Below are 24552 nucleotides of genomic sequence, written 5' to 3'. Positions count from 1 at the left end.
TCCCCGCCGCGTGGTGCGCGTGATGGAGTGTGTAGAGTAGATGACGATCAGGACCATTCTCGTCGACGACGAGCCGCTCGCGATCCAGGGGCTCGAGCTGCGGCTACAGGCGTACGACGACGTGGAGATCATCGCCAAGTGCCAGAACGGGCGCGAGGCGATCAGCGCGATCAAGACGCACAAGCCCGACCTCGTTTTTCTCGACATCCAGATGCCGGGGTTCGACGGCTTCTCGGTCGTGCAAGGGTTGATGGATGTCGAGCCGCCGTTGTTCGTGTTCGTGACCGCTTATTCCGACCACGCGATCCGCGCGTTCGAGGCGCAGGCGACCGACTACCTGATGAAGCCGGTCGAGGAAGCGCGGCTGGCCGAAACGCTCGACCGCGTGCGCCAGCGATTGTCGGAACGCGGCAGCCGCGAGGAGGCGACCAAGCTGAAGGAAGCGCTGGCCGAACACGCGCCCGAGGCCGCAGCGGAGATCGCGGCGGAAAGTGACGGCGGCGATCAGGTCGCGGCCAACCGTTATGAAAAGATGATCAACGTGAAGGATCAGGGTCAGATCTTCCGCGTCGACGTCGACACGATCGAGCTGATCGAGGCGGCGGGCGATTACATGGTGATCAAGACCGCAGCCAACACGCTGATCCTGCGCGAAACGATGAAGGATCTGGAAAAGCGGCTCGACCCGCGCCGGTTCCAGCGCATCCACCGCTCGACGATCGTCAACCTGGACCTCGTCAAACAGGTGAAACCGCACACCAACGGCGAATGTTTCCTGGTGCTTGAATCGGGGTCGAACGTGAAGGTGTCGCGCTCGTACCGCGACGTGGTGGCGCGGTTCGTCCATTGATCGCGGCCGCGGCCCTGCTCGCGCTGGCGGGGCCGGCGGCGGCGGTGTGCAAGGCGGCTCCGCAGGCGCGCGCGGTTGATTACCTCGCCGATGAGAACGCGCATCGCCAATTGCGTGGCGAATTGGGCGTGACCGTGCCGACTGCGCCCGAGCACATCATGATCTACGCGGCTGGTGGCCATCTCTCGACGACGCGGATCAGCATCGTGGCGACACGTGGATTCGATGGTCGCTGGCACACCGACGCAGTCGGGCGCAGCAAAATCTGGGTGGAGGGCGCAGCGCCGAGCGATCTGCCGCATCTCACGCGGACGCTCTCGGTTGCCGACAGCAGCAAGGTCGACGCGCTGCTCGCCACGTCTGCCTTGTGGCAGCAGCGTCTCTCGGACGAGAGCGACGGCGGCCCGCCGCCGCTTGGACTCATGACACGAACCATCGACGTGGTGACGCCTCGGTGCGCGCAGCGATGGCTCGTGGCGGGAAACGAGCCGCCGCTAGTCGCCGAGCTCGACCGTCTGATCACGCCCGAGTAGACGCACCCCGGGCTCTAGTTAACGTTATCAGCCCTCGTCGCCGGGCTGTTCCGTCTCAGCCTCGCCCGCGTCGGCCGCGCCGCCGCTCTGGAACCACGCTTCGACCGGACCCATCAGCTTGATCGTCAGCGGGCGGCCATGGCGATCCATCTTCTTGCCGAGCGCGACGCGGATCCAGCCCTCGGAGATGCTGTATTCCTCGACATCGGTCCGCTCATTGCCCTTGAAGCGGATGCCGACGCCGCGCTCCAGCGCGTCGCGGTCGAAATGCGGGCTGCGGGGATCGATCGAGAGATGGTCGGGAGGCGTATCGGTCATCGCGCGCGCCTAACCCGGCTGGGCGACCGGTGCCACAAAAAAGCGGCGCGGCGGGTATCCCCGCCGCGCCGCCGATCCTCGCCTCGGAACGCTGTTTACCAGCCGTAACCGTAGCCGCGCGGTGCGTAGTAACCACCGCCGTAATAGGGATCACGGTAGTAACCGCGATACACCACGCGCGGCGGAGGCGGCGGCGCGTAGTAATCGCGATAATAGCCACGCGGCTGATAGCGATAGCGCGGCGCGTAGCCACGATCGTAATAATAGCCGCGGTCGTAGTAACGGTTGCGGTTGCTCGACGCGATCGCCGCACCGACACCCAGACCGACGACGCCACCCAGGATCGCCGCCGCCGCGGTATCGCCGCCGCGATGCCCGCGATAACCGCGATACCCGCCCCAGCGCTGCGCATCGGCAGGTGCCGCGGCGGTGATGGCGGTGGCGGCGAGCGCGATGCCCATTCCCGCCTTGGTCAGAAAACCATTCATCTCGAACCTCCTTACAGGGTTACGCTCGGTTCGCACGATTGGTTGAACGCAAGTACTGCGAGCGTGTTGCATCGCGTACACGAGTCGCGCTGAACGGCGGCGGAATGCGGCATTCACGTGACGTTTAGCCGCCTGTCCGCCGACGCGCTCACATCATGTGCACGGTCTTGGTCACCATGTGTGCGGCGGCGCCCTCGGGTCCATCCTCCGAGCCGAAACCGCTGTCCTTCACGCCGCCGAACGGGCTGTCGGGCCAGCTCAACCGCACGTTGTTGATCGCGACCATACCCGCCTCGATCTCGTCGCCGAGCAGGTTCTGGCACCGGCCGTTCTCGGTGAAGCAATATGCCGCCAGCCCGAACGGCAGGCGATTGGCCTGCGCGATCGCGTCCTCCACCGTCTCGAACGGGGTCAACAGCGCGAGCGGGCCGAACGGCTCGTCGTTCATCGCGCGCGCTTCCAGCGGCACGTCGGCGAGCACGGTGGGCGTAAAGAAGAAGCCGTCGCCCTCCCCGCGCGTGCCCCCCGCCAGCACGCGCGCGCCGACGCTGCGCGCGTCCTCGACCATCTCGGCAATCGCCGACGGCCGGCGCGCGTTCGCCATCGGTCCCATCTGCGTGTCGGCGTCGAGCCCGCTGCCGACCTTGAGCCGCTTGGTCCGCTCGGCAAAGCCTTGCGCGAAGCGGTCGTAGATGCCGGCCTGGACGTGGAAGCGCGTCGGCGCGACGCACACCTGCCCCGCATTCCTGAACTTGTGCGCGACCAGCGTGTCGAGCGTCTTGTCCAGATCGCAATCGTCGAACACCAGCACCGGGCCGTGCCCGCCCAGTTCCATCGTCGTCTTCATCATCGTCTCGGCAGCGAGCTTCGCCAGATGCTTGCCGACCGGGACCGAGCCGGTGAAGCTCAGCTTGCGCGTGACGGGGGAGGCGAGGAGGTGGCGCGAGATCTGGTCGGGCACGCCGAAGACGCATTGCGCAACATCGCCGGGCAGCCCGGCGTCCTGGAAGCAGCGCAGCACCTCCACCGCCGAACCCGCGGTTTCCTCGCTCGGCTTGATGATGATCGAGCAGCCCGCCGCGATCGCAGGGCCGAGCTTCCTCACCACGTTCATGATCGGAAAATTCCACGCGCAGAACGCCGCCACCGGGCCAATCGGCTGTTGCAGCACCAGGCTGCGCGTGCCCGCCGGGCGCGGCAGCACGCGGCCGTAAATGCGCTGCGCTTCGCCGGCGTGGAACTCGAGCAAGGCGGCGGCAAAGGCGACCTCGCCCTTGGCCTCGACCAGCGGTTTGCCCTGTTCGAGCGTCGCGATTTGCGCCAGATGCTCGGTCCGCTCACGCAGGATCGCGGCGGTGCGGTTGAGCACCTGCGCGCGCTGCGCCGGGTCGACCTTGCGCCACGCCTTGAACCCGCGATCGGCGGCATCGAGCGCACGGTCGAGATCGTCGGCGGTCGCGAGCGGCAACGCGGCCTGCGCCTGGCCGGTCGCGGGATTGAGCACGTCGTGCGCGTCACGCCCGGTGCCGTCCAGCCATTCGCCAGCGATATAAAGGCCGAGGCGCGGGTCGTAGGCGGTCATGCAGGGCTCCTTGAATTGGTCACGCCCATATAGGTGCTGTCGCCGGGCGCTCCACCGCCGGCCGCCGCGCCGCGGCCACCGATGGTCGAAGTCGTCCCGTTATCGCACCTGCCCGGCGGTGCACGAACGGGGATCACGCCGGCTGGACGCCCTCCACGCTGACCAGATCGGGTGCGATCAGCAGACCGACGACGCGTACCCGTTTCTCGACCAGATCGACCGGTGTGCGTTGAAGCTGCAACTGATAGCGACCGCCCGCGTCACGCCGCAGGACGAACGCGCCACCGTCGCGGACCAGCGTGCCGGTTTCGTCGATCGGGGCGGCGTGGTCGGTCATGTTGATGGACCCTCGCTTGGGTCGCGGTCGCCGCTCTCGATCGCGTCATCCTCCCCATGCATGCGCGCCGCGCTTGCGCCGACCAGCGCGGCGAGCCCGAGCGAGGCGAGCACCGGCACCGCGCGGCGCACATACAGGCTGTGGTCGGTCGTGCTCGCCAGCGTCGCAGGGTCGCGCGTGAACAGGTGGACGAGGTGCCGCGCCACCGCGCGCGGGTTCTCGCGCTGCGCGAAATGGCCGACACCTGACAACACCACGCGCGCGAACGGGCCGGTGAATTTCGCCGCAACACCGGCGCTCGCCTCGGGCGGGTTGACGCCGTCGACCGCGCCTTGAACGTAGATTGTCGGCAGCGACAGCGTGCGGGTCGCGCGCACCTTGTCCTCGAGCCACTGGCTGCGCGGATCGGGTTTCGCTTCGTCCCAGCGTGCGCGGTAGCTGTGGAGCGTCACGTCGAGCCAGTCGGGGTTCTCCCACGCGCGCGCCACGCGGTTAAACGTTTCCTCGTCGTACCAGCCGGGCGGCGACCAATTGTCCCAGTGCGTGCGCGCGAAGCCGCGGCGGTCGGCGCGGACCGCATCGGCCCCGCGCGCGGTCGCCATGAACCAGTGATACCATTGCCGCTGTGCCTGCGCGAACGACGGCGTCTTCATGCCGCCGAGCCTGGGCGGGGTGCACAGCATCGCCATCCGCTCGACCCGCTCGGGCCAGCCGACCGCCAGCGCTTCCGCGGTGTTCGATCCCCAATCATGCCCCGCGACCATGAAGCGATCGATGCCGAGCGCATCCATCAGCGCGATCATGTCAAGCGCCAGCACCGCGCTGTTGCCGGTGCGCGCGCCTTCACCCTTGATCCGGGTGTCGCCGAACCCGCGCAGCGTCGGCACGATGGTGCGCAGCCCGGCCGCGTTCAGTCGCGGCACCACCGCGTCCCACGTCGACGCGTCATCGGGCCAGCCATGAACGAGCAGTACCGGCGACCCGTCGCGCGGCCCGCGATCATCATAGGCAATCGTCACGAATTCAGTATCGATCGTCGCCATGTCACTGCCGTCCTTCCATTTCGACCACGCGAACGCACCCGCTCGCGCGATGTGCCACGGTTCGGTCCGGCGATCGGCGGCAAGCACCGGGTGGCGTCGCTGCGCGATCGGCGGCACCGCGGCGGCCCTGCAGCGTTGATCGATCCGATGAACCGAAGCAGCGCCGCCGCAACCAGCGACACGTCCTCGTGGTGGCTGCTCGGCATCATGGTCGCCGCCTGCCTCGCCGCGGCGAGCGGATTGGGCTTTCGCGTCGACGCGTGGCGCGCGGTGCCGCCGGCGATCGGGCTCGCGCTGCTCGGCGGCGCGGCACTCGTCGGCCGCTATCAGGGACGGCCACGGCTCGCCGCGGGTGCGACCGCGTTCCTGCAGATGACGCTGTTCACGCTGATCGGCGTCGTGCTCGCTTATGCGCTCGCCGCGCGCGCGGGCGCGCTGTGGGACGTGCGGCTCGCTGCCGCCGACCGCGCGCTCGGCTTCGATTGGCCCGCCTTCTTCGCCGCGGCCGATCGCGCGCCCGTCGCGCTGTGGGTCGGCGGCCTCGCCTATCACAGCCTCACGGTGCAGATGGTGACCTGCATCGTCGCAATGAGTGCCTATGCGCAGGTCGACCGGCTGCGCGTCGCGGTGGCCGCGGCGATTCTGTCGGGGTTCGTGACGATCCTGATCTCCTGGTGGGTGCCCGCGATGGGCAACGTGTTCGATCCCACCCATTTCACGCGGCTGTGGCCGTCGATCGCGTGGCTGGAGCAGGCGATGATCGCCGGGCTGCGCGACGGCACGTGGCGCGTGCTCGACCTCACGCAATTGATGGGGATCGTCAGCTTTCCGAGCTTTCACGCGACCCTGCCGGTGATCCTCGCCTGGGCGCAGCGCGACACGCCCGGCTGGCGCTACGTCGCGCCGGTTTGGGCGGGGGTGACGATCATCGCGACACCGCTGTTCGGCGGGCATTACGGCGTCGACGTGCTGGGTGGACTGGCGCTTGCCGCGCTGGCGCTCGCGGTTGCGCCGCGATTGGTGCGCAGCCGCGCTTCGGCGCGCGCAGGGGTTGCGCCCGTCGCCGACTTGGCGCAACCCGCAGCCGTCGGGATGAACCATGGCATCGGCTAGCACCACCAGCCGCGACACGCGCGTCAGCGCCCTGCTCGCCGGGGTGATCGGTGCTGCGTGGCTCGCGATCCACGTCGGCGGCATCTTTTTCTGGCGGTGGCGCGCCGCAACCGCCCCGCTCGCGGTGCTGCTGATCGCGGTGCAGGCGTGGCTCAGCACCGGGCTGTTCATCGTCGCGCACGATTGCATGCACGGCTCGTTCGCGCCCGGGCACCCGCGCGCCAATCGCGTGGTCGGCACGCTGTGTCTCGCCGCGTACGCCGCGCTGTCGTTTCGCGCGCTCCACCCCAAGCACCACGCGCACCATGCCGCACCGGGCACGGACGCCGACCCCGATTTCCACGCCGGCGCGCCGCGCAATCCGCTGCGCTGGTTCGTCCGTTTCTTCTCGGGCTATTACACCCACGGCCAGATCGTGCGCATCACGTTCGCCGCGATCGCGTACATGGCGCTCGGCGCATCGCTCCTCAGCATCGTCGCCTTCTGGGCGATCCCCGCGCTGCTCGCGCTGGCGCAGTTATTCTTCTTCGGCACCTTTCTGCCGCATCGGCACGAGGATGCGCCGTTCGCCGACGATCACCGCGCGCGCGGCAATGCGCTGTCGCCGCTCGCCTCGGTCGCGACGTGCTTCCATTTCGGCACCTATCATCACGAGCACCACCTGAGCCCGTCGACTCCGTGGTGGCGGTTGCCGCACCTCCGGTCTTCGCCAGCGCGCGCGGGTGTCAGGACAGCGCCGCGCTGATCCGCGCCGCCGCCGCGTCCACGCCGCCGCTCCGCGCCATTTCCGCCCCGATCCGCGCCGCAGCACTTCGATAGCCCGGATCGTGCATGACCGCACCGAGGACGGCTGCGAGTGTTCCCGCACGCAAGCCCCTGGGCGACAGCACCCGTCCCGCACCCGACCAGACGACCCGCGCCGCGGTGCCCGGCTGCTCGAACGCGATCGGCAACGCAACGATCGGCACCCCGGCGGCGAGCGCGTCGAGCACGCTATTGAACCCGCCGTGCACCACCGCCGCGGCGCAGTGGCGCAGCACCGCCGCCTGCGGCCAGAAGGCGCGCACCACCGGGTCGCCCGGCAATGCCGCCTCCTCCGCCGTGCTCAGCCCGCCGCCGTGGCCGATCACCGCGCGCGCACCAACCGCGGCGCAGGCGGCCGCCATGGTGTGGAACAGCGCGCGGCGTGACCCTTGCAAGGTGCCGAGTGAGCAGAAGACCAGCGGCCGATCATCGCGCGGTACGTTGAGTGCCACATCGTCCGCCGCGCGCCACGCACCGCCGTAGCGGAAGCGTTCGGGCAGCCGCGTGCGCGGATAGTCGAACCCGCGCGGGCATTGCGCCTCCCACAGCAGCGGTTCGGGCTCGCCCGCCAGCCCCCAGGCGCGCCGCCGCTCGTCGAGCACGCGCGTGATCGGGCGCAGCAGCAGATCGGCAACCTGATAACCGCCATTATTGCGGTTGCGCCCGATCGCGTCGGGACGGTAGCGCCAACCTAGGAACGGCGGGGGCACGTTCTCCTCGCGCAGCAGCGGCAGCCCGGTGACGCTCGCGACCAACGGAAGCCCCAGCCGCGCGGCGACCAATGGTCCGGCGGGCTCCGCAGTGTCGGCGATCACCGCCTCCGCCCCGATCCGATGAAGCATGGCGGGTGCATCGTCCAGCAACCGCGCGGTCATCTCCGCCGTGGCCGCGATCATCCGCGGCAGCCCGCGGGGGCCGGTCGGCCGCCCGAGAAGACCGAGATAGGCGTCGAGCGCTGCGCCGCCGCTTCCCCCCAGTCGCGCCACCTCGAACGCCGGATCGGTAACGAACCGCTCGATCCCGTCGACGTGGACGAGCGAGACGCGGTGGCCCAGGCCGGCGAGCGCGCGCGCGAGCACCTGCAACGGGTTCAGATGCCCCGCGGTTGGCGGCGCGAGCACGGCGATATGTCGCCTGGCGGATGTCACGCGAGCGACGCTTCCCTGTGGGTGAGTGCCGCGGCTAGAGCGTCGCGCGCGCGCTGTCCAGCATGGCCCGCGCGCCGCCAGCCGGCATCATCTACACCCAGGTTAAGCCGGGCATGCGTCAGCCCGAAACGGCGTCCGCCCTCGCCATCGTGGCCGGTGCCGATCGCTGCACGCCTTTCGCGTCGAGCGCAGTGCCGACCGCCTCAACCAGCCGCGCAGCGGCATAAGGCTTGGTCAGCACGACATCGCCGCTCGCCGCGGCTTCGGCGGCGCGGTGACCGTCGCCGGTCGCGAACACGATGCCGATCGATCCGCGCATCTCGCGCGCGCGCCGTGCCAGCTCGGCGCCCGAGTGGCCGGGCAGGTTGAGGTCGGTCACCAGCACGTCGACGGGCGCGGTGTGGAGCGCCGCCATTGCTTCCTCCGCGCTCGCCGCGTCGACGACGACGCAACCGGCCTCCTGCAACATCTCCGCGGTGTTGGCGCGGATCAGCGCATCATCCTCGACCAGCAGCACGGTCGCACCCGTCAATGCCCGCGGCGACGGCGGCGGCGACGCAGACGACGATGCCGCAGGCGCAGTGGCGCGCGGCTCGGCGGCCTTCGGTGCCGCGGCGATCGCGCGCTGTCCCTGGTTGGCGAGCACGTGGCGGAACCGCCGCGCCAGCGCCTCGCGCGTGTAGGGTTTCGACAGCAGCTCGACGCCGGCGTCCAGCTTGCCACCGTGAACGATCGAATTCTCCGTGTAGCCCGAGGTGAACAGCACCGCGAGGTTCGGCAGCCGCTGCTTGGCCTTGCGCGCCAGTTCGGGGCTCTTGAGCGTGCCGGGCATCACCACGTCGGTGAACAGGATGTCGATCGGCACCCCGCTCTCGATCACGATCAGCGCGGCGGCCGCGTCGGGCGCCTTCAGCACGCGGTAGCCGAGGTCGGTCAGCATCTCGACCACGATTGCGCGCACCTCCTCGTCGTCCTCGACCACCAGCACCGTCTCGGTCCCGCCGACGATCGGCCCGGTGTCGACGCGCACCTCTACATCCTCGCTCTCCATCGCGCGCGGCAGGTAGAGTCGAACGGTGGTACCCTCGCCCACCTCGGAATAGATCTTCACGTGCCCGCCCGATTGCTTAACGAAGCCGTAGACCATTGACAGCCCCAGGCCCGATCCCTTGCCCTCGCTCTTGGTCGAGAAGAACGGCTCGAACACCTTGTCGAGCACCTCGGGCGTCATGCCCGAGCCGGTGTCGCTGACCGCCAGCATCACGTACTGGCCCGGCGTCACCTCGTCGTGGGTGCGCGCATATTCGTCGTCCAAGTGCGCGTTGCCGAGTTCGATCGTGAGGCGGCCCTGCCCCTCCATCGCGTCGCGCGCATTGATCGCGAGGTTGAGCAGCGCATTCTCGACCTGACCCGGATCGATAAAGGTGTTCCACAGCCCGCCGCCGACGATCGTCTCGATCTCGATCGCCTCGCCGATCGCACGGCGCAGCATGTCGTCCATACCGCGCACGAACCGGGTGACGTTGACGACCTTGGGCTCGAGCGCCTGGCGGCGTCCAAAGGCGAGCAGTTGCGCGGCCAGCTTCGATCCACGCGACACGCCCGCCATCGCGTTCGCCACGCGCTGCTCGGCGCGGTTGATCCCCGCCACGTCCTTGCTCAGCAATTGCAGATTGCCCGAGACGACCTGGAGCAGATTGTTAAAATCGTGCGCGACGCCGCCGGTCAGCTTGCCGACCGTTTCCATCTTCTGCGCCTGATGCAGCTTCGCCTCGGCCTGACGACGTTCGTCGATCTCGGCGATCACGCGCGCTTCGAGCGTCTCGTTCAACTGGCGCAACTGTTCCTCGGCTCGCTCGCGGTGGCGGACCTGGCGCGACAAGGCCTCCGCCTGCTCGCGCAATGCGGCCTCGGCGGCGCGCTGGTGCGAGATGTCGGTGTGGACGCCGACCCATTCGGTGATCTCACCGGCGGCGTCGAAAACGGGCAGCGCGCGCACGGCAAAGGTGCGCCACGTGCCGCAATGCCGCCGCACACGATGTTCGTGGATGAACATCGCCTTTGCCGCGACCGCCTCGTTCCACGCCGCGATCGAGCCGTCGCGGTCCTCCGGATGGACCGCGTCGGCCCAGCCGAAGCCGTGATACTCGTCGGGCGACTGCCCGGTCAGCATCGCCCAGCCGGGTTGGTCGCCGACCATGCGACCGTCGGCGCTGTTGGTCCACAGCACGCCGTGCACCGCGTCCATCGCCGCGCGGAAGCGCTTGTTGCTCGCGTTCAGCTCTTCCTCACGCCGCGCGCGGTCCTCCAGATCGAAGACGAGCACCTGAAAACCGGTGATACTGCCGTCGCGGGCGAGACGCGGCAGATAGCGGATGTTGGCGCGGTGCGCGGTGCCGTCGCGGTGATAGAGCAGCGCATCCGAGTCGATCGATTCGCCCGCCAGCGCCCGCTCGATCAGCGGCAATCGCTCGGTGTAGTTCGCCTCGCCCACGACATCGCGCATGTGACGACCGACGACCTCGTCGGGGGTCATGCCGAACCAGTCGACGTAGAAGCGATTGGCGAAACGGAAGACGTGATCGCGGTCGATGAACGAGATGAGCACCGGCATCGCGTCGGTGATCGTGCGCAATTCACGCTCGCTCTCGACGTGGCGCTGCTCGGCGGCGACGCGGGCGCTGTTGTCGACGCAGGTGCACAGCACCCCGCCGACGCGCCCGTCCGCCTCGTAAACGGGGGTGTAGAACAGATCAAACGTCACGCTGGCGGAGACGCCGCCGCGCGAGAGCGTCAGCGCCTGGTCGCGGTACGAGCGGCGCTCACCGCGAAAGCCCGCTTCCAGCATCTCGCGGTTCCAATCCCAGATCTCGGGCCAGACCGCCGCCACGGGCGCGCCGAACGCGGCGGGATGCTTCACTCCCGCAATTTCGGCATAAGCGTCGTTGTAGAGCATGATGTGGTCCGGGCCCCACATCAGCACCTTGGCGACGGGCGAGTTGACCACGTTGGCGACCGTGGCGCGCAGCTCCAGCGACCACTCATCGATCGGGCCGAGCGGGTTCGCGTCCCATGCCGCCGTTCTGACCAGATCGCCGCACGCGCCGCCACCGACCGGCCAGCCCGCGGCCACGGGCCGTGCGACCTTACCATCGCGCAGCGCGCGCAATCCGACCCGTATCACCTCGCTCGCGTCGGCGAACTCACCCGATCCGACCTGTGCTGCGATAAAGTCGTCCCACTCGGGCGTGACGTCGATGTTGCGCGAGGAACGGGTGGTCATGGTGACGTATCAGCACCAAGCCAGCCAGGTGTCAACCGACATCACTCTGGACTAAGCTGCTGATCTTACATTGATATTACTTACCTCAACGAGTCAGGGCGATCACGCGTGCACGCCGCGTCGGACGCCTGCGAAGTTCATCGATGACCCGGAGCAATCATCCGACACATTTCACACGGGCGACACAATCGCGTGCGAGGCGCGGGCCCAAGCGGGGGGAGCCGCGAATCACCGGATGAATGCCTGCACGAACACCTGTTCGCGCGGGCCGCGGTGCTGCGCGCTCGACACCCGTGACCACGAAAGGGAAACAGATCATCGTGACGTCCAAGTCGCTCCTGCTCGCCGGTGCCGCCGGCCTCCTCGCGCTTTCCGCTCCTGCGGTGGCGCAGACGGTGCAGTCGCCAACCCCGCCCGCCGTCGACGCGGCGACCGCCACACCGGGTGAGGACGGGCTGCAGGAGATCACCGTCACCGCCGAGCGCCGGTCGGAGAACCTGCAGCGCGTGCCCGTCTCGGTCGCGGTGGTCGGGGGCGACGACCTGCGTACCTTCCAGACCGCGGGCGAGGACATCCTGTCGCTCGCCGGACGCGTGCCCGGCCTGTATGCCGAGACGACGACCGGGCGCATCTTTCCGCGCTTCTACATCCGTGGTCTGGGCAACATCGACTTCTATCTCGGCGCGTCGCAGCCGGTGTCGATCATCCAGGACGACGTCGTGCTCGAGCACGTCGTGCTGAAGTCCAACCCGGTGTTCGACGTCAATCAGGTCGAGGTGCTGCGCGGGCCGCAAGGGTCGCTGTTCGGGCGCAACACGACCGCCGGCATCATCAAGTTCGACACGATCCGCCCCAGTCAGACCTTCGACGGCCGCGTCAGCGCCTCCTATGGCAGCTACAATACCGCGATCGTCGACGCAGGAATTGGCGGGCCGATCGTCGCCGACAAGATCGCATTCCGCCTGTCCGGCCTCTACCAGCACCGCGACGATTGGATCGACAACACCTTTACGGGCACGGGCGTCGACGGCACGCGCGGCGGCAAGAATGCGCTAGGCGGGTTCAACGAACGCGACGTGCGGCTGCAATTGCTGTTCACGCCGACCGAGGCGCTGTCGATCAACGTGTCGGGTCACGCGCGCGATTACGACGGCACCTCGACCGTGTTCCACCGCGGCGCGCTGGTGCGCGGGTCGAACAGCGTCGCGCGCGAGCCGCGTGGCCGCATCGCGCTGGACGAAGGCAACAACAACCCGCAGGCGTACAAGACCTATGGCGGGTCGGTGAACGCGGCCTATGACTTCGGACCGGCGACGCTCACCTCGATCACCGCGTACGAGACCACCTCGGGCTACAGCCGCGGCGACACCGACGGCGGCGTGCGCCAGTTGCCGCTGAACGCGAGCGGCGGCTGCATCGACTGCGGGCAGAGCCAGGGCAACATCCGCGACCTCGACCAGTGGACGCAGGAGTTGCGCCTCGCCTCCAGCGACTCAGGCGCCGCGTTCAAGTGGCAGTTCGGCGGCTTCTACTTCGACCAGCGCGACACGACCGATTTTTACCAGCGCCGCTTCTTCCTCTCCGCGCCGTTCGTGGCGGCGAACGGCAATACCAACAATCCGGGCAACTGGGTCCGCCTGCACGACGCCAACACGTCATGGGCGGTGTTCGGCCAAGCGAGCTACACGCTCGATCGCCTGACGCTGACCGCCGGCGGCCGCTACACCGAGGACAACAAGCGCACGATCCTGGTGAAGCCCGCGACCACCGGCGCAACCGTCAACTTCCCTGCCACCGCCCCGCGCAACGTCAAGCTGACGGGCAAGGAGCCGAGCTGGGACGTGTCGGCGCTGTACGAGGTCGATCCGACCGCAAGCATCTACGCCCGCGTCGCGCGCGGTTTCCGCGGGCCGACGATCCAGGGCCGCTCGGCGGTGTTCGGCTCCGCCTTCACAACCGCCGACAGCGAGACGATCACCTCGTACGAGGCGGGCGTGAAGACGCGGCCGTTCGGCAATATGCGCTTCAATGCGACGGGCTTTTACTACCGCGTCAACGACATCCAGCTGAACGGCAACGATGCCAACGGCAACGGCGTGCTGTTCAACGCCGACCACGCCGACGCCTACGGGTTCGAGGCGGAGCTGGAATGGCGGCCGATCCGCAACATCACCTTCTCTCTCGGCGGCAGCGCGCTGCACAGCGAGATCAAGGACAAGAACGTCTACGCGCAGGTCTGCGCACTCGCCGGGCGCGTCACCTGCACCGTGCAGGACCCGACGATCACGCGCATGATCTTCGGCAGCCCCGCCGTGCTGGCGCAGATCGACGGCAACCCGCTGCCCAATGCGCCGGAGTATCAGATCGACGCCGCGGTGCGGTACGACATCCCGCTCAGCAACGAGGGCAATTTCTTCGTCGCGACCGACTTCAACCTGCAGGGCTACACGAATTTCGTGCTCTACAAGACGCGCGAATTCTACGCGAACGGCAACTTCGAGCTCGGGATGAAGGCGGGCTATACGACGCCCGACGGCCGCTACGAGATCGCCGCCTTCGCGCGCAACCTGACGGCGGAAAAGAACCTGAAAGGCGTGATCGAGAATTACAACGCAGCGGTGTTCAACGAACCGCGCGTGATCGGCGTCTCGCTCAGCGGCAAATTCCGCTGAGCCTCGTCTGACAGGGGGCGGCGGCGCGATCCGCCGCCCTTTTTCATTGCGGTCTGGGCTCGGGCGCCATCGCGAACCCGCGCGACAGGCCGTGGTACAGTTTCTCGCGGCACACCCACTGGCTCGCCGCATCGGCGATGAAGGCGGTGGCGAACATCGGCAGCATCAGCCCGCGGCTCGCGGTCGTCTCCGACAGGATGATCACCGCGGTCAGCGGCGCGCGCACGACGCCCGCGAAATAGCCCACCATGCCTAGGATCACGACCGCCGAGGTCGGACTTGCCGGGAACACCTCGCGCAACAGGTTGCCGACCCCTGCCCCGACCGCCAGCGACGGCGCGAAGATGCCACCGGGCAGCCCCGCCACTGCGGTGGCGAGCGTGGCGACGAACTTGGCCGGGCCGAACCACAAGGGTGCATCGACCCCGACGATCATCTCGCGCGCGGCGGAATAGCCGGTACCCCAAGTCAGCCCGGTCGCCACGCCCAGCGCGGCGACGACGACGCCGCACAGACCCGCAAAGAGGATCGGATGCGCCTTGCTCCACCGCGTGACCGCCGTGCTGCCGGTCGCGAGCATCAGCATCAGTCGCGCGAACGCACCGCCCGACAAGCCGCCGACGACGCCCGCCACCGGCACGACCAGCAAGGCGCTGCTCAAGGGAATGCTCGCCCCGATCACGCCGAAATAGACGTAATCGCCCTGCACCGACTGCGCGACCATGCCGGCGATGACGATCGCGGACAGCACCAGCAGCGTCACGCGCTGCTCGTAGGCGCTCGCCAGTTCCTCGATCGCGAACAGCAACCCGGCGAGCGGCGTATTAAACGCCGCCGCAACGCCTGCCGCGCCGCTCGCGATCACAACGGGGGTGCGCAGCGGCACGCGCATGATCCGGTGCGTCAGCCCCATCACCGCGGCGGCGAGCTGCACGGTCGGCCCCTCGCGCCCGACCGACGCACCCGACAGGACTGCGGCGATCGTCAGCACGATCTTGGCGACCGCGGTGCGCATCGAGATCAGCGTGCCCGTCGCACGGTTGGGGTCCTCGCTCGCCGCGATCACCTGCGGGATGCCCGACCCCTTCGCCAGCGGTGCGATCCTGCGCGTCACCCAGACCAGCGCGACGAAGGCGAGCGGGGTCGTGAGCAGCGGCAGCCAGTGCCACCGCCTGGCATAACCGTTGAACCAGCCGCCGGCCCAGTCGGCAGCCTCGGCGAACAGGATCGCGACCAGCCCGATCGCGATCGCACCCGCCAGCACCGACACGCGGGTGCGGAAACGGACCGAGCGCGGACCGCGGGTGCGCAGCAGTGCGCGGTAGCGCGACGGGGTCCAGCGGTGGCGGGCGAAGGGGGAGCGGCGGTCGGGCATGGGGCCGCTATAGCGTGCTATGGTCAGAGATCACCCACGCTGGACACGCAAACGGCGGCGAAGGGGCATCCCCTCGCCGCCGCTTCTATGTCGTCCGGATGCCCGCTGCGGCAGAGCCGCGTCGCCGGTCCTCGCTTGCGCGAGGCCGGCCCGGCCGCCTGAGTGAGCGCTCGCCGCAGCGTTCGCTGCGGCCTCGCTTCAGGCGGCCTTCGCGCGGCTCGCGCGCTTGCGCTCGTTCGGGTCGAGGAAGCGCTTGCGCAGACGGATCGACTTCGGGGTCACCTCGACCATCTCGTCGTCGTCGATATACGCGATCGCCTGCTCCAGCGTCATCTTCTTCGGCGGGGTCAGGCGGATCGCGTCGTCCTTGCCGCCGCTCGCGCGGAAGTTGGTCAACTGCTTCGCCTTCATCGGATTCACCTCGAGGTCATCCGTCTTGGCGTTCTCGCCGATGATCATGCCCTCGTACAGCGCCTCGCCGTGGCCGACGAACAGGATGCCGCGATCCTCGAGCGGGCCGAGCGCGTACCCTTGCGCCTCGCCCGCGCCGTTCGAGATCAGCACGCCGTTCTTGCGGCCCTCGATGTTGCCCTTGTGGGGCCCGTACTTCTCGAACAGCCGGTTCATGATGCCGGTGCCGCGCGTGTCCGACAGGAACTCGCCGTGGTAACCGATCATGCCGCGGCTCGGCGCGGAGAAGGTGATGCGCGTCTTGCCACCGCCTGACGGGCGCATGTCGGTCATCTCGGCCTTGCGCAGGTTCATCTTCTCGACGACCGTGCCCGAATATTCCTCGTCCACGTCGATGATGACGGTCTCGTACGGCTCGGTCTTCTTGCCGTCCTCGTCCTCGCCGAACAGCACGCGCGGGCGGCTGATGCCGAGCTCGAAGCCTTCGCGGCGCATCGTCTCGATCAGCACGCCGAGCTGCAATTCGCCGCGGCCCGCGACCTCGTAGCTGTCGCGGTCGGCGGCCTCGGTCACCTTGACCGCGACGTTCGATTCCGCCTCACGGAACAGGCGGTCACGGATCATGCGGCTGGTCACCTTCGACCCCTCGCGCCCCGCCATCGGCGAGTCGTTCACCGCGAAGCGCATCGACAGCGTCGGCGGATCGATCGGCTGCGCGTGCAGCGGCTCGGTCACCTGCGGGTCGGCAATGGTGTTCGACACGGTCGCGGTGGTCAGGCCGGCGAGGCTGATGATGTCGCCCGCCTTTGCCTCGTCCACCGGCACACGGTCGAGCCCGCGGAACGACAGGATCTTCGACGCGCGGCCGGTCTCGACGACGTTGCCGTCATTGTCGAGCGCGTGGATCGGCTGGTTGAGCTTCACGGTGCCCGAGTTGACGCGGCCGGTCAGAATACGGCCGAGGAAGTTGTCGCGGTCGAGCAGCGTTACCAGGAAGGTGAACGGCACGTTTTCGACCTGAAGGTTGGGCGGCGGCACGTGGCGCACGATCGTCTCGAACATCGGGATCAGCGTTCCCTCGCGCGCGTCCATGTCGGTCGAGGCATAGCCGTTGCGGCCCGAGGCGTAGAGCACGGGGAAGTCGAGCTGCTCGTCGTTGGCATCGAGCGACACGAACAGGTCGAACACCTCGTCGAGCACTTCCTGGATGCGCGCGTCGTTGCGGTCGACCTTGTTGACGACCACGATCGGCTTCAGGCCCAGCGCCAGCGCCTTGCCGGTCACGAACTTCGTCTGCGGCATCGCGCCTTCCGACGAATCGACCAAGAGGACGACGCCGTCGACCATCGACAGGATGCGCTCCACCTCGCCGCCGAAATCGGCGTGGCCGGGCGTGTCGACGATGTTGATGCGGATCGCCTCGCTCTCACCCGGGGGCGTCCAGTCGACCGAGGTCGGCTTGGCGAGAATGGTGATCCCGCGCTCCTTTTCCAGGTCGTTCGAATCCATCGCGCGCTCTTCGATGCGCTGGTTCTCGCGGAAGGTGCCCGACTGGCGGAAGAGCTGGTCGACGAGGGTCGTCTTGCCATGATCGACGTGCGCGATGATCGCGATATTGCGGAGGTTCATCATGTTTCCTGGATGGCCCGCGCTGGTCGCACAGGCGATTTCGGCCGCGCCCTTAGCCTATTTGTGCGCGCGCGAAAAGATGGAGCTCGCGCGGGCGGGGAGAAGGGCATCGTGGGCGCGCGCGAAGGGTCACAAAGGTCGCACTCGTTGAGCGCGCCTACGCGCGGGGTTTATGTGTGGCGGGCTGCATCGATGTGCTTATGGCGCGGCCGGGGCGTGCAGGACAGCGGCTCAGCCGGTGTAGCGCCCTTCGGCCAAAATCTCGGTTGGCCGATCGACGGTCAGCAGGCGGCGGATGGCGACGTTCTTGTCAGGCTGCTTGTCGTACCAGCGCTGCCAGATACGCTGGCCGATCCAATAGCCGGCCTCGCTCTTCCAACCCTCCGGTGCCGCGCCGTCATTGCCGATCCAGCGGTAGAAAGCAGCGGCCGCCGGTGTGCCACGCCTCAGGTCGCTCCACCTCGCCGTGCGCGTCACCGTCAGATCGGCTTCGAAGCGCGCCCACAGATCACGCTCGCGTGCCAGCCCCCAAGCGGCGCGTTCAGGGTCGGTCTGGCGTCCGGTTACCAGCGTGGCGATGAATTCAGCCGCGCCTTCGATCAGCGCACTGCCCAGCAGCACGCCGCCGTTGCCCGCTGCTTCGGCTGTTCGCTCCGCGTCGCCTTGCAGCGCGTGAACGGTTTCATGAGCGTAAAAGCTGCGCAGCGTGTCGCGCAGCGCCTCGGGCGTCGGAGAGATACGACACAGCACCTCCAGCCCCAGCACCTGCACACCCGGCGCCGCGGTGCCGCCCGAATTGCCCGCGCCCATCACCAGGTAGATGCGCGGCAGCGGCTTGTCGGGGAACAGGCCGTGGAGCGCGAGATAGGTGGCGCGCAACTCACCCTGGGTTTGTCGCACGACGGGCAGGCAGACGCGCAGTGCGCGCTCATAGCCGGATCGATCGGCGGCGATGGCCTTCGCCAGATGGTCCGCACTCTCGATCCGGTCGGGCGTGAAGACGCGCACGCCCTCGCTGCCGCGATCGAGATAGCCGCGCTGCAATTGCTCGGCACTCGGCGCGCCGTTCGCCGCATTGAAGATCGCGGCGAACCGATCGACGTCCCCCGTCTCGACCTGCGCGGTCAGCGGGTCGACCGGCGGCGGAAGCGGGGTCGCGGGCGCGGCGAGCGCGAGCAGGAGGGCAGCGATCATCGCCGCAGCCTGACACGCACGCGCATGCCCGCGCAACCGGGGGTGATCAGCCAATCCTCGTCAAAACGTCCCCGCCACCTCGACGCCGTAGAAGCGCGGTTCGCCGCGGATGTAGGTGGGATCGCCGAAGCCACCGCCGGTGTTGCCCGCGTCGATCAGGTACTTCTTGTTGGTGAGGTTGCGCGCGAAACCGCCCAGGCGGTAGCGGCCGCCCGCCAGCTCGACGCCCGCGCGCAGGTTGACGAGCGTGTAGCCGCGTTCGCTGATCGCGTCGCTATTGGGCAGCTCGAAGAACACCTTCGACTGGTAGGTGGCAGACGGCACCGCGTAGAACACCGTTCCCTCGGCCAATGGCAAGCGCAGGTTGATCCCGCCCGACGCGGTGGTCTTCGGCTGCAAGCGGAAGCGGGCGCCGGCATAGGCCGGGGTCACGTTATTGCCCCGGTCGATCTTGCCGTCGATATAGGCGAAGCTGCCGAACGCCGACAGGATCGGTGACAGGTGGTAGGTGCCTTCGAATTCCACGCCCGGGTTCTTGGCGGAGCCCGCACTCTGCGTCAGCGCGGTGCCATTGGGTTGCGTGACCGAGACCTGGAAGCCCTGATAATCCTGGTAGAAAACCGAGGCGGTGCCGGTGAACCCGCCGAGCGCCGCCTTCACGCCGGCCTCGTAATTCCACACCGTCTCCTCGGGCACCGATTGCAGGTTGGGGCGAACGGCCGTGCCCGCGGCCGCCGCGGCGAGCTGCACCACCGGCGAGCGGCGGCCCTTGCTGATCGTGGCGTAGAGGTTGAGCCCGTCTGTCACGCGGTAGAGCGCGTTGAAGCGCGGCAACACGGCGGCGAAACTGTCCTCCGCCGTATATCGCGCGCCCGCGGTGCTCGCAGTGCCGAGCAGGCTGGAGCGGATGCCGAGCCCTGCGAGGATGGTCGAATTGGGCTGAACCGAACTATAGCCCGACTTGCGATGTTCGATCAGGACGCGCGCGCCCGCGGTGAGTTCGAGCGCGGGGGTCGGCAGCCAGGTACCGTCGGCGAAGACCGAATAGGCCTGGTTGGTGCCGTAATTGGTGAACACCGACGCGTATGGAAGCTGCGTAGCGGCGCCGCGGGTCAGCAGCGCGGTCGCGCGGGTGGCGGCGGGGATCGTGCCATTGGCGGCGACGCATCCGGTGCCGGTCGGCACACCCGCGGCGGTCAGCGCGGCGCGGACGGGCGCATAGGCGGCCGCGACTGAGCAGGCGAGATAAGTGCCTTCCTCGGTCGAGAAGGGCACGCGCTGGAAGCCGTCCTCCAGGAACGCGTTCCAGCCGAACGAGGCACGGTAATTGTCGCCGGTGAAGGCGAATCGGCCTTCGTGGTTCCACTGGTCGCCCTTCGCGTCCTCGGCGAATTCGAGGTACCATGCCGGACCGCCGTCGGCGTCAAAGGTTTCGAGACTGTCGAAGCGGCGATACCCGTTGACGGTGGTGAAGGTGATGCCGGGCGCGAGGTCGACCTGCACCGTCAGATTGGCGTCGTACACGTCGCGGTCGAGCCCGAGCTTGCGCTTGCCCAGCACCTCCTTGGAGAAAGGCGAGCCGGAGAGTTCGGCGTAGCCGTAATCGCCCGTCTGCCCGCCGGTCGGCGCGAACACGCGGCTCTTGAACGCGGTGCCGGGGTTGCGCTGCCCGTCATAGGTCAGGACGAGGTCGGCGGTGATGTCGGTCGACGGCGTCCAGCGCAGCGAGCCGCGGATACCGCGCTGGTCCTGCCCGTTCAGATCGTCCTGATCGACCCGGCCCTGGTTCTGGTTGGGGACGTTCGGGTCGCCCGCGATGTTGCGGACATAGCCGTCGCGGTATTTGTAGGCGAAGGCGAGCCGGCCCGCGAGCGTGCCGTTGCCGGCGTTCAGGTAGCCCGACACCTGCGTGCGGTCGTAATTGCCGTACGAGCCGGTCAGGTTCGCCGAGAACCCTTCGCGCGGACGCGCCGAGATGATCGACACCGCGCCGACCGCGGCGGCGGTGCCGAACAGCGTCGCCTGCGGCCCCTTCACCACCTCGATCCGCTCGAGATCGTACAGATCCTGGTACGCGCCGCGCGAGCGCGAGATATCGACACCGTTGTAATAGAGCGTGACGCGCGCGCCCTGCTGCGCCGAGCCCGAATCGGAGGTGATGCCGCGGATAACGAAGCCGGGGTTGTTCGCGCTCTGCTCCTGGATGCGCAGGCCGGGCACGTAGAGCGCGACCTCCGAGAGCGAATTAACGCCCAGGTCACGCATCCGCTCGCCGGTCACTGCGGTGACGGTCAGCGGCACGTCCTCGATCCGCTGTTCGCGTTTCTGCGCGGTGACGACGATATCATCGGGTGTGTTCTCCGGCTGCGCCGCGGCCTGCGCCAGCGCCTGCGTCGACACGCAACCGAGCAGCCCGGCCAGCAGGCCGAGCGAGAGCTTCCCCGTCATTTCGTCTTCCCCTTCGCTGCGCGGATCACCCGCCAGCCCCGACGCGCTCGCTAGGCGGCGCTCATTGCAACTTCGCGTCGGTGGCGTTGCGCCGTCGTGACGCTGATGTGGCGATTTGATGCAACAGGCGGCGATTGCGACCACCGCACGCGCGTCTTATACTGACAACACACTTGATCGCGCGGGCCATCGCGGTCAGGCTCGGGTAAGAACGGCGCGTGACAAGCGCGGGTGAGAAGGAACGACACGATGGCGACGACGCCCGACGCAATGCAGGGAGCGGTGGAGAAGGAGCTGGTGCTCACCCCGCCCGATCCCGTCCCCACGCTCGCGCCCGCAAAGGCTGCGGGGCTGGTGCCGGTTGACCAAGGCACGCGCACGGAGCTGGAGAAGCGCGTCGAAACCTTTGTCGAGCAGTTGATCGCCGAGGACGTCAACAGTCCCGAATTCGGCCGCCGCGTCGATGCGATCACCAGCATGGGGCAGAAGGAAATCCGCGACGCGGCGGGTCAGTCGAACCGCTTCCTCGACCGCCCGGTGCGCGCGATGGACAAGGACGACGGGGTCGGCAAGGACCTGGCGCAACTGCGCCGAGTGGTCGAGGACCTCGACCCCGGCAAGAAGGGCAATCTCACCGCGCCGCAGAAGCTGTTCGGGGTAATCCCGTTCGGCAACAAGATGCGCAACTATTTCGACAGCTACAAATCCAGCCAGACGCACATCAGCTCGATCCTGAAAAGCCTCGCTTCGGGCAAGGACGAGCTGTTGATGGACAATGCCTCGATCGACACCGAGCGCGCGAACCTGTGGACCGCGATGGGTCGGCTGGAGCAGATGATCCACCTGTCGCAGACGATGGACGCGCGGCTGGAGGACAAGGCGAACGAACTCGACGCGACCGATCCCGCCAAGGCCAAGGCGATCCGCGAGACCGCGCTGTTCTACGCGCGCCAGCGCACGCAGGATTTGCTGACGCAGATGGCGGTGACCGTACAGGGCTATCTGGCGCTCGACCTGGTCAAGAAGAACAACGTCGAGCTGATCAAGGGCGTCGACCGCGCCTCGACCACCACAGTCGCGGCGCTGCGCACCGCGGTGACGGTTGCGCAGGCGCTGACCAACCAGAAGCTGGTGCTCGAACAGATCACGCAGTTGAACACCACCACCGCCAACATCATCGATTCAACCGGCAAGCTGCTGCGTTCCAACACCGCGCGCATCCACGAACAGGCCGCTGCCTCGACGATCCCGCTGGAAACGCTGCAGCGCGCGTTCCAGAACATCTATGACACGATGGACGCGATCGACGATTTCAAGCTGAAGGCGCTCGACAGCATGAAGACCACCGTCACGACGCTTGGCAACGAAGTCGAGAAGTCGAAGGGCTATATCGCGCGGGCAGAAGGCGCGGCGCAGAACCGCGTGTCAGGCCCGGCCGACCAGTTCAAGCTGGAGGCGCTGTGAGCGTACCGACCCGAACCGACGAGGCGATCGCCGACGCGCGCCGCACCGTCGAGCGCGTGCGGAGCGGCGGCGATGGGGGCGTGGTGCAGACCCAGCGTCGCCCGCCGCGCGGCGGGCGCGGCGGGGCGAAGCAGCGGCTGGTGCTGATCGCACTTGCCAACGCCGCCATCCTGATTGCGGCGGGGCTGTTCGGCGGGATCGTCATGCCGCTCGGCATGTTCGGCGCGCTGGCGGTGATGCTGCTGATGCTGGCAGTGACGCTGGCGATCGCCTTCGCGCCTGCCACCCCGGTACCGACGCCGGAGCGGATCGCGCGTTCCGAGATCAAGGCGCTGCCCGCCGCCACTGCGCGCTGGCTCGACGCGCAGCGACCCGCGCTGCCCGCGCCCGCGGTGCCGATCATCGACCGGATCGGCGCGCGGCTCGACACGCTGGGCGTGCAGATCGGCGCACTCGACGATGATGCGCCGGCGGCGGCCGAGGTCCGCCGGCTGGTCGGCGAGCAGCTGCCTGAATTCGTGCGCGACTATCAGAAGGTGCCGGCGGGGCTGCGCACCACTCCGCGCAACGGCAAGACGCCCGATCAGCAGCTCGCCGACGGTCTGGGCGTGATCGAACGCGAGCTCGGCGAGATGAGCGAACAACTGGCGCAAGGCGACCTGGACGCGCTGGCGACGCGCGGGCGTTTCCTGGAGATCAAATACCAGGGCGAGGCGTGACCGGAAGGGGCGGCTGATCGGTCGCGGCGGACGGCGGGATCATCCACGTCTGTCCGACCTCGGTCGCGCGGAAGCGGCGCTGCGCGATCTGCGCCCGCGTCAGCGCGCGGTGCAGCTCGATCCGTGGCTGGTCGATGCCTTCGGCGGTCAACTCGAACGTGCCCCAGTGAACCGCGAGCGCGTAGGCGGCGCTGAGCTGCTCGAACGCGGTCACCGCCTGATCGGGGCCGATATGGTTGCCCGTCACCGGCCCGGTGAAATGATAGGCACCGATTGGCAGCAGCGCCAGGCGGACCGGGCCATAGCGGCGTGCCTCGACCGCCCAGCGCATGTCGCCCGGCCCCGTGTCCCCGGCGAAATACAGGTTGCCGCCCGGCAGCGTGACGACGAAGCCGCTCCACAGAGCCCGGTCGTGATCGCCCAGCCCGTGCCCGCTCCAGTGATGCGCGCGCGTCACCACCACATCCACGTCGGACCGCACCCGCACGCGCCCGCCCCAGTCGCGCGCCTCCGCCACGATGCCGTAGCGCGCGAGCAGCGCGTCATTGCGCAGGCCGGTGACGATCAGCGGTCGATCGCGTTTCCACAGGGTCTTGAGCGTACCCGTGTCGAGGTGATCGTAATGGTCGTGGCTGAGCAGCACGACGTCGATTCGGGGCAGATCGGCGAGCCTGACACCCGGCGCGCGCACGCGCCTGGGCCCGGCGAAACCGACCGGGGACGAGCGCTCCGCCCAGACCGGGTCGGTCAGGATGTTGAGCCCCTGCGTCTGCACCAGCACGGTCGAATGGCCGATCCACGTCACCGCCATCGCCGCGCCGGCGACGCGCCGCGGCGGGCGCGTCGGTGTGACGGCAACGTGCGGCCAATTGTTCGCGCGCGAGAACAGGCTCTCGATCAGCCCGACCGGCCCTTTTTTCGCATCGCCGCCGCTGCCGCCGTCACCATCGGGGTTGAAGAAGCGCTGCCCATCGAAATGGTCGCTGCGCGGCAACTCGCCCGGCATCACCGCGGGGACCGAGCAGGCGGCGAATGCGCCGCATGCGAGAGGAAGCAAGAACGATTTCATGACACCATCGGCGAGCGGACTTGGTTCCGGAGTGGACCGATGCGCTGCGACATGCACGCGCCGGTGTCAAAT

Annotated in this window: 19 protein-coding genes; 7 read left to right on the top strand and 12 right to left on the bottom strand. The window is 68.3% G+C overall.

All coding sequences use genetic code 11. From position 1 onward, the window contains the following. The first annotated feature begins 40 nt into the window (after positions 1-40). Complete coding sequence (locus tag Q0579_RS18005; RefSeq protein WP_298815261.1) at positions 41-850, top strand: LytTR family DNA-binding domain-containing protein; 810 nt, start codon at positions 41-43, stop codon at positions 848-850. Continuing rightward, positions 847-1383 carry a hypothetical protein gene (locus Q0579_RS18000; protein WP_298815258.1) on the top strand — a complete coding sequence of 179 codons (537 nt, stop codon included), beginning with the start codon at positions 847-849 and terminating at the stop codon, positions 1381-1383. The genes Q0579_RS18005 and Q0579_RS18000 overlap by 4 nt, the downstream gene beginning before the upstream one ends. 27 nt (positions 1384-1410) lie before the next feature. On the opposite strand, the gene Q0579_RS17995 is transcribed toward Q0579_RS18000, so the two are convergent. The 5 genes from Q0579_RS17995 to Q0579_RS17975 all read right to left on the bottom strand — a co-directional run bounded on the left by Q0579_RS17995 (position 1411) and on the right by Q0579_RS17975 (position 5268). Continuing rightward, complete coding sequence (locus Q0579_RS17995) at positions 1411-1701, bottom strand: DUF3297 family protein (protein WP_298815255.1); 291 nt, start codon at positions 1699-1701, stop codon at positions 1411-1413. A 95-nt stretch (positions 1702-1796) separates the two neighbouring features. Then, positions 1797-2189 carry a hypothetical protein gene (locus tag Q0579_RS17990; protein ID WP_298815252.1) on the bottom strand — a complete coding sequence of 131 codons (393 nt, stop codon included), beginning with the start codon at positions 2187-2189 and terminating at the stop codon, positions 1797-1799. Positions 2190-2337: 148 nt separating this feature from the next. After that, entirely contained in the window at positions 2338-3771 is a 1434-nt protein-coding gene (locus tag Q0579_RS17985; RefSeq protein ID WP_298815249.1) for an NAD-dependent succinate-semialdehyde dehydrogenase, read from the bottom strand. Between the two features lie 133 nt (positions 3772-3904). Continuing rightward, the gene (locus tag Q0579_RS17980) at positions 3905-4108 is read right to left on the bottom strand and encodes a DUF5818 domain-containing protein (RefSeq protein ID WP_298815246.1); all 204 of its coding nucleotides are present in this window, start codon (positions 4106-4108) and stop codon (positions 3905-3907) included. After that, positions 4105-5268, bottom strand: coding sequence for an alpha/beta hydrolase (locus Q0579_RS17975; protein ID WP_298815243.1), 1164 nt, complete (start codon positions 5266-5268; stop codon positions 4105-4107). Before Q0579_RS17975 ends, Q0579_RS17980 begins: the two co-directional genes overlap by 4 nt. Positions 5269-5298: 30 nt before the next feature. Between Q0579_RS17975 and Q0579_RS17970 the strand changes: the two genes are divergently transcribed. Continuing rightward, the gene (locus Q0579_RS17970; RefSeq protein ID WP_298815240.1) at positions 5299-6264 is read left to right on the top strand and encodes a phosphatase PAP2 family protein; all 966 of its coding nucleotides are present in this window, start codon (positions 5299-5301) and stop codon (positions 6262-6264) included. Next, positions 6251-7009, top strand: a complete 759-nt coding sequence (locus tag Q0579_RS17965) for a fatty acid desaturase (RefSeq protein WP_298815237.1) — start codon at positions 6251-6253, stop codon at positions 7007-7009. Before Q0579_RS17970 ends, Q0579_RS17965 begins: the two co-directional genes overlap by 14 nt. Here Q0579_RS17965 and Q0579_RS17960 read toward each other — a convergent pair. Continuing rightward, positions 6990-8216: a glycosyltransferase gene (locus Q0579_RS17960; RefSeq protein ID WP_298815234.1), complete on the bottom strand. Its 1227-nt coding sequence runs from the start codon at positions 8214-8216 to the stop codon at positions 6990-6992. The genes Q0579_RS17965 and Q0579_RS17960 overlap by 20 nt on opposite strands. A 118-nt stretch (positions 8217-8334) precedes the next feature. Further along, a complete protein-coding gene (locus tag Q0579_RS17955; RefSeq protein WP_298815232.1) occupies positions 8335-11499 on the bottom strand; it encodes a PAS domain S-box protein in 3165 nt (1054 codons plus the stop codon). Between the two features lie 239 nt (positions 11500-11738). Here Q0579_RS17955 and Q0579_RS17950 point away from each other — a divergent pair, with 239 nt between their 5' ends. Beyond that, complete coding sequence (locus Q0579_RS17950) at positions 11739-14171, top strand: TonB-dependent receptor (RefSeq protein WP_298815229.1); 2433 nt, start codon at positions 11739-11741, stop codon at positions 14169-14171. A 43-nt stretch (positions 14172-14214) separates the two neighbouring features. On the opposite strand, the gene Q0579_RS17945 is transcribed toward Q0579_RS17950, so the two are convergent. The 4 genes from Q0579_RS17945 to Q0579_RS17930 all read right to left on the bottom strand — a co-directional run bounded on the left by Q0579_RS17945 (position 14215) and on the right by Q0579_RS17930 (position 21228). Next, a complete protein-coding gene (locus Q0579_RS17945; protein ID WP_298815220.1) occupies positions 14215-15546 on the bottom strand; it encodes a chloride channel protein in 1332 nt (443 codons plus the stop codon). Positions 15547-15744: 198 nt separating this feature from the next. Beyond that, entirely contained in the window at positions 15745-17586 is a 1842-nt protein-coding gene (gene typA / locus Q0579_RS17940) for a translational GTPase TypA (protein ID WP_298815217.1), read from the bottom strand. Positions 17587-17817: 231 nt separating this feature from the next. After that, positions 17818-18780 (bottom strand): hypothetical protein, encoded by a 963-nt coding sequence (locus tag Q0579_RS17935; RefSeq protein ID WP_298815214.1) that lies wholly within the window; start codon positions 18778-18780, stop codon positions 17818-17820. 60 nt (positions 18781-18840) lie between these two features. Continuing rightward, positions 18841-21228 carry a TonB-dependent receptor gene (locus tag Q0579_RS17930; RefSeq protein ID WP_298815211.1) on the bottom strand — a complete coding sequence of 796 codons (2388 nt, stop codon included), beginning with the start codon at positions 21226-21228 and terminating at the stop codon, positions 18841-18843. A 249-nt stretch (positions 21229-21477) separates the two neighbouring features. On the opposite strand from Q0579_RS17930, the gene Q0579_RS17925 reads away from it, so the two are divergent. Both Q0579_RS17925 and Q0579_RS17920 read left to right on the top strand, forming a co-directional pair. Beyond that, positions 21478-22692 (top strand): toxic anion resistance protein, encoded by a 1215-nt coding sequence (locus Q0579_RS17925; protein ID WP_298815209.1) that lies wholly within the window; start codon positions 21478-21480, stop codon positions 22690-22692. Continuing rightward, the gene (locus tag Q0579_RS17920; protein ID WP_298815206.1) at positions 22689-23411 is read left to right on the top strand and encodes a hypothetical protein; all 723 of its coding nucleotides are present in this window, start codon (positions 22689-22691) and stop codon (positions 23409-23411) included. Before Q0579_RS17925 ends, Q0579_RS17920 begins: the two co-directional genes overlap by 4 nt. Here Q0579_RS17920 and Q0579_RS17915 read toward each other — a convergent pair. Further along, a complete protein-coding gene (locus tag Q0579_RS17915) occupies positions 23389-24480 on the bottom strand; it encodes an MBL fold metallo-hydrolase (RefSeq protein ID WP_298815203.1) in 1092 nt (363 codons plus the stop codon). The genes Q0579_RS17920 and Q0579_RS17915 overlap by 23 nt on opposite strands. Positions 24481-24552 lie beyond the last annotated feature (72 nt).

The sequence above is a fragment of the uncultured Sphingomonas sp. genome (genome assembly GCF_936927845.1).
Taxonomy (GTDB): Bacteria; Pseudomonadota; Alphaproteobacteria; order Sphingomonadales; family Sphingomonadaceae; genus Sphingomonas.
The sequence above is the reverse complement of the archived record's forward strand: the minus strand, read 5'-3'. Positions and strand labels throughout refer to the sequence as shown.

Coding starts and splice junctions, on each gene's coding strand:
- Q0579_RS18005 (WP_298815261.1), top strand. CDS start 41: ATGACGATCAGGACCATTCTCGTCGACGACGAGCCGCTCGCGATCCAG.
- Q0579_RS17995 (WP_298815255.1), bottom strand. CDS start 1,701: ATGACCGATACGCCTCCCGACCATCTCTCGATCGATCCCCGCAGCCCG.
- Q0579_RS17990 (WP_298815252.1), bottom strand. CDS start 2,189: ATGAATGGTTTTCTGACCAAGGCGGGAATGGGCATCGCGCTCGCCGCC.
- Q0579_RS17985 (WP_298815249.1), bottom strand. CDS start 3,771: ATGACCGCCTACGACCCGCGCCTCGGCCTTTATATCGCTGGCGAATGG.
- Q0579_RS17980 (WP_298815246.1), bottom strand. CDS start 4,108: ATGACCGACCACGCCGCCCCGATCGACGAAACCGGCACGCTGGTCCGC.
- Q0579_RS17970 (WP_298815240.1), top strand. CDS start 5,299: ATGAACCGAAGCAGCGCCGCCGCAACCAGCGACACGTCCTCGTGGTGG.
- Q0579_RS17965 (WP_298815237.1), top strand. CDS start 6,251: ATGGCATCGGCTAGCACCACCAGCCGCGACACGCGCGTCAGCGCCCTG.
- Q0579_RS17955 (WP_298815232.1), bottom strand. CDS start 11,499: ATGACCACCCGTTCCTCGCGCAACATCGACGTCACGCCCGAGTGGGAC.
- Q0579_RS17950 (WP_298815229.1), top strand. CDS start 11,739: ATGCCTGCACGAACACCTGTTCGCGCGGGCCGCGGTGCTGCGCGCTCG.
- Q0579_RS17945 (WP_298815220.1), bottom strand. CDS start 15,546: ATGCCCGACCGCCGCTCCCCCTTCGCCCGCCACCGCTGGACCCCGTCG.
- typA (WP_298815217.1), bottom strand. CDS start 17,586: ATGAACCTCCGCAATATCGCGATCATCGCGCACGTCGATCATGGCAAG.
- Q0579_RS17935 (WP_298815214.1), bottom strand. CDS start 18,780: ATGATCGCTGCCCTCCTGCTCGCGCTCGCCGCGCCCGCGACCCCGCTT.
- Q0579_RS17930 (WP_298815211.1), bottom strand. CDS start 21,228: ATGACGGGGAAGCTCTCGCTCGGCCTGCTGGCCGGGCTGCTCGGTTGC.
- Q0579_RS17925 (WP_298815209.1), top strand. CDS start 21,478: ATGGCGACGACGCCCGACGCAATGCAGGGAGCGGTGGAGAAGGAGCTG.
- Q0579_RS17915 (WP_298815203.1), bottom strand. CDS start 24,480: ATGAAATCGTTCTTGCTTCCTCTCGCATGCGGCGCATTCGCCGCCTGC.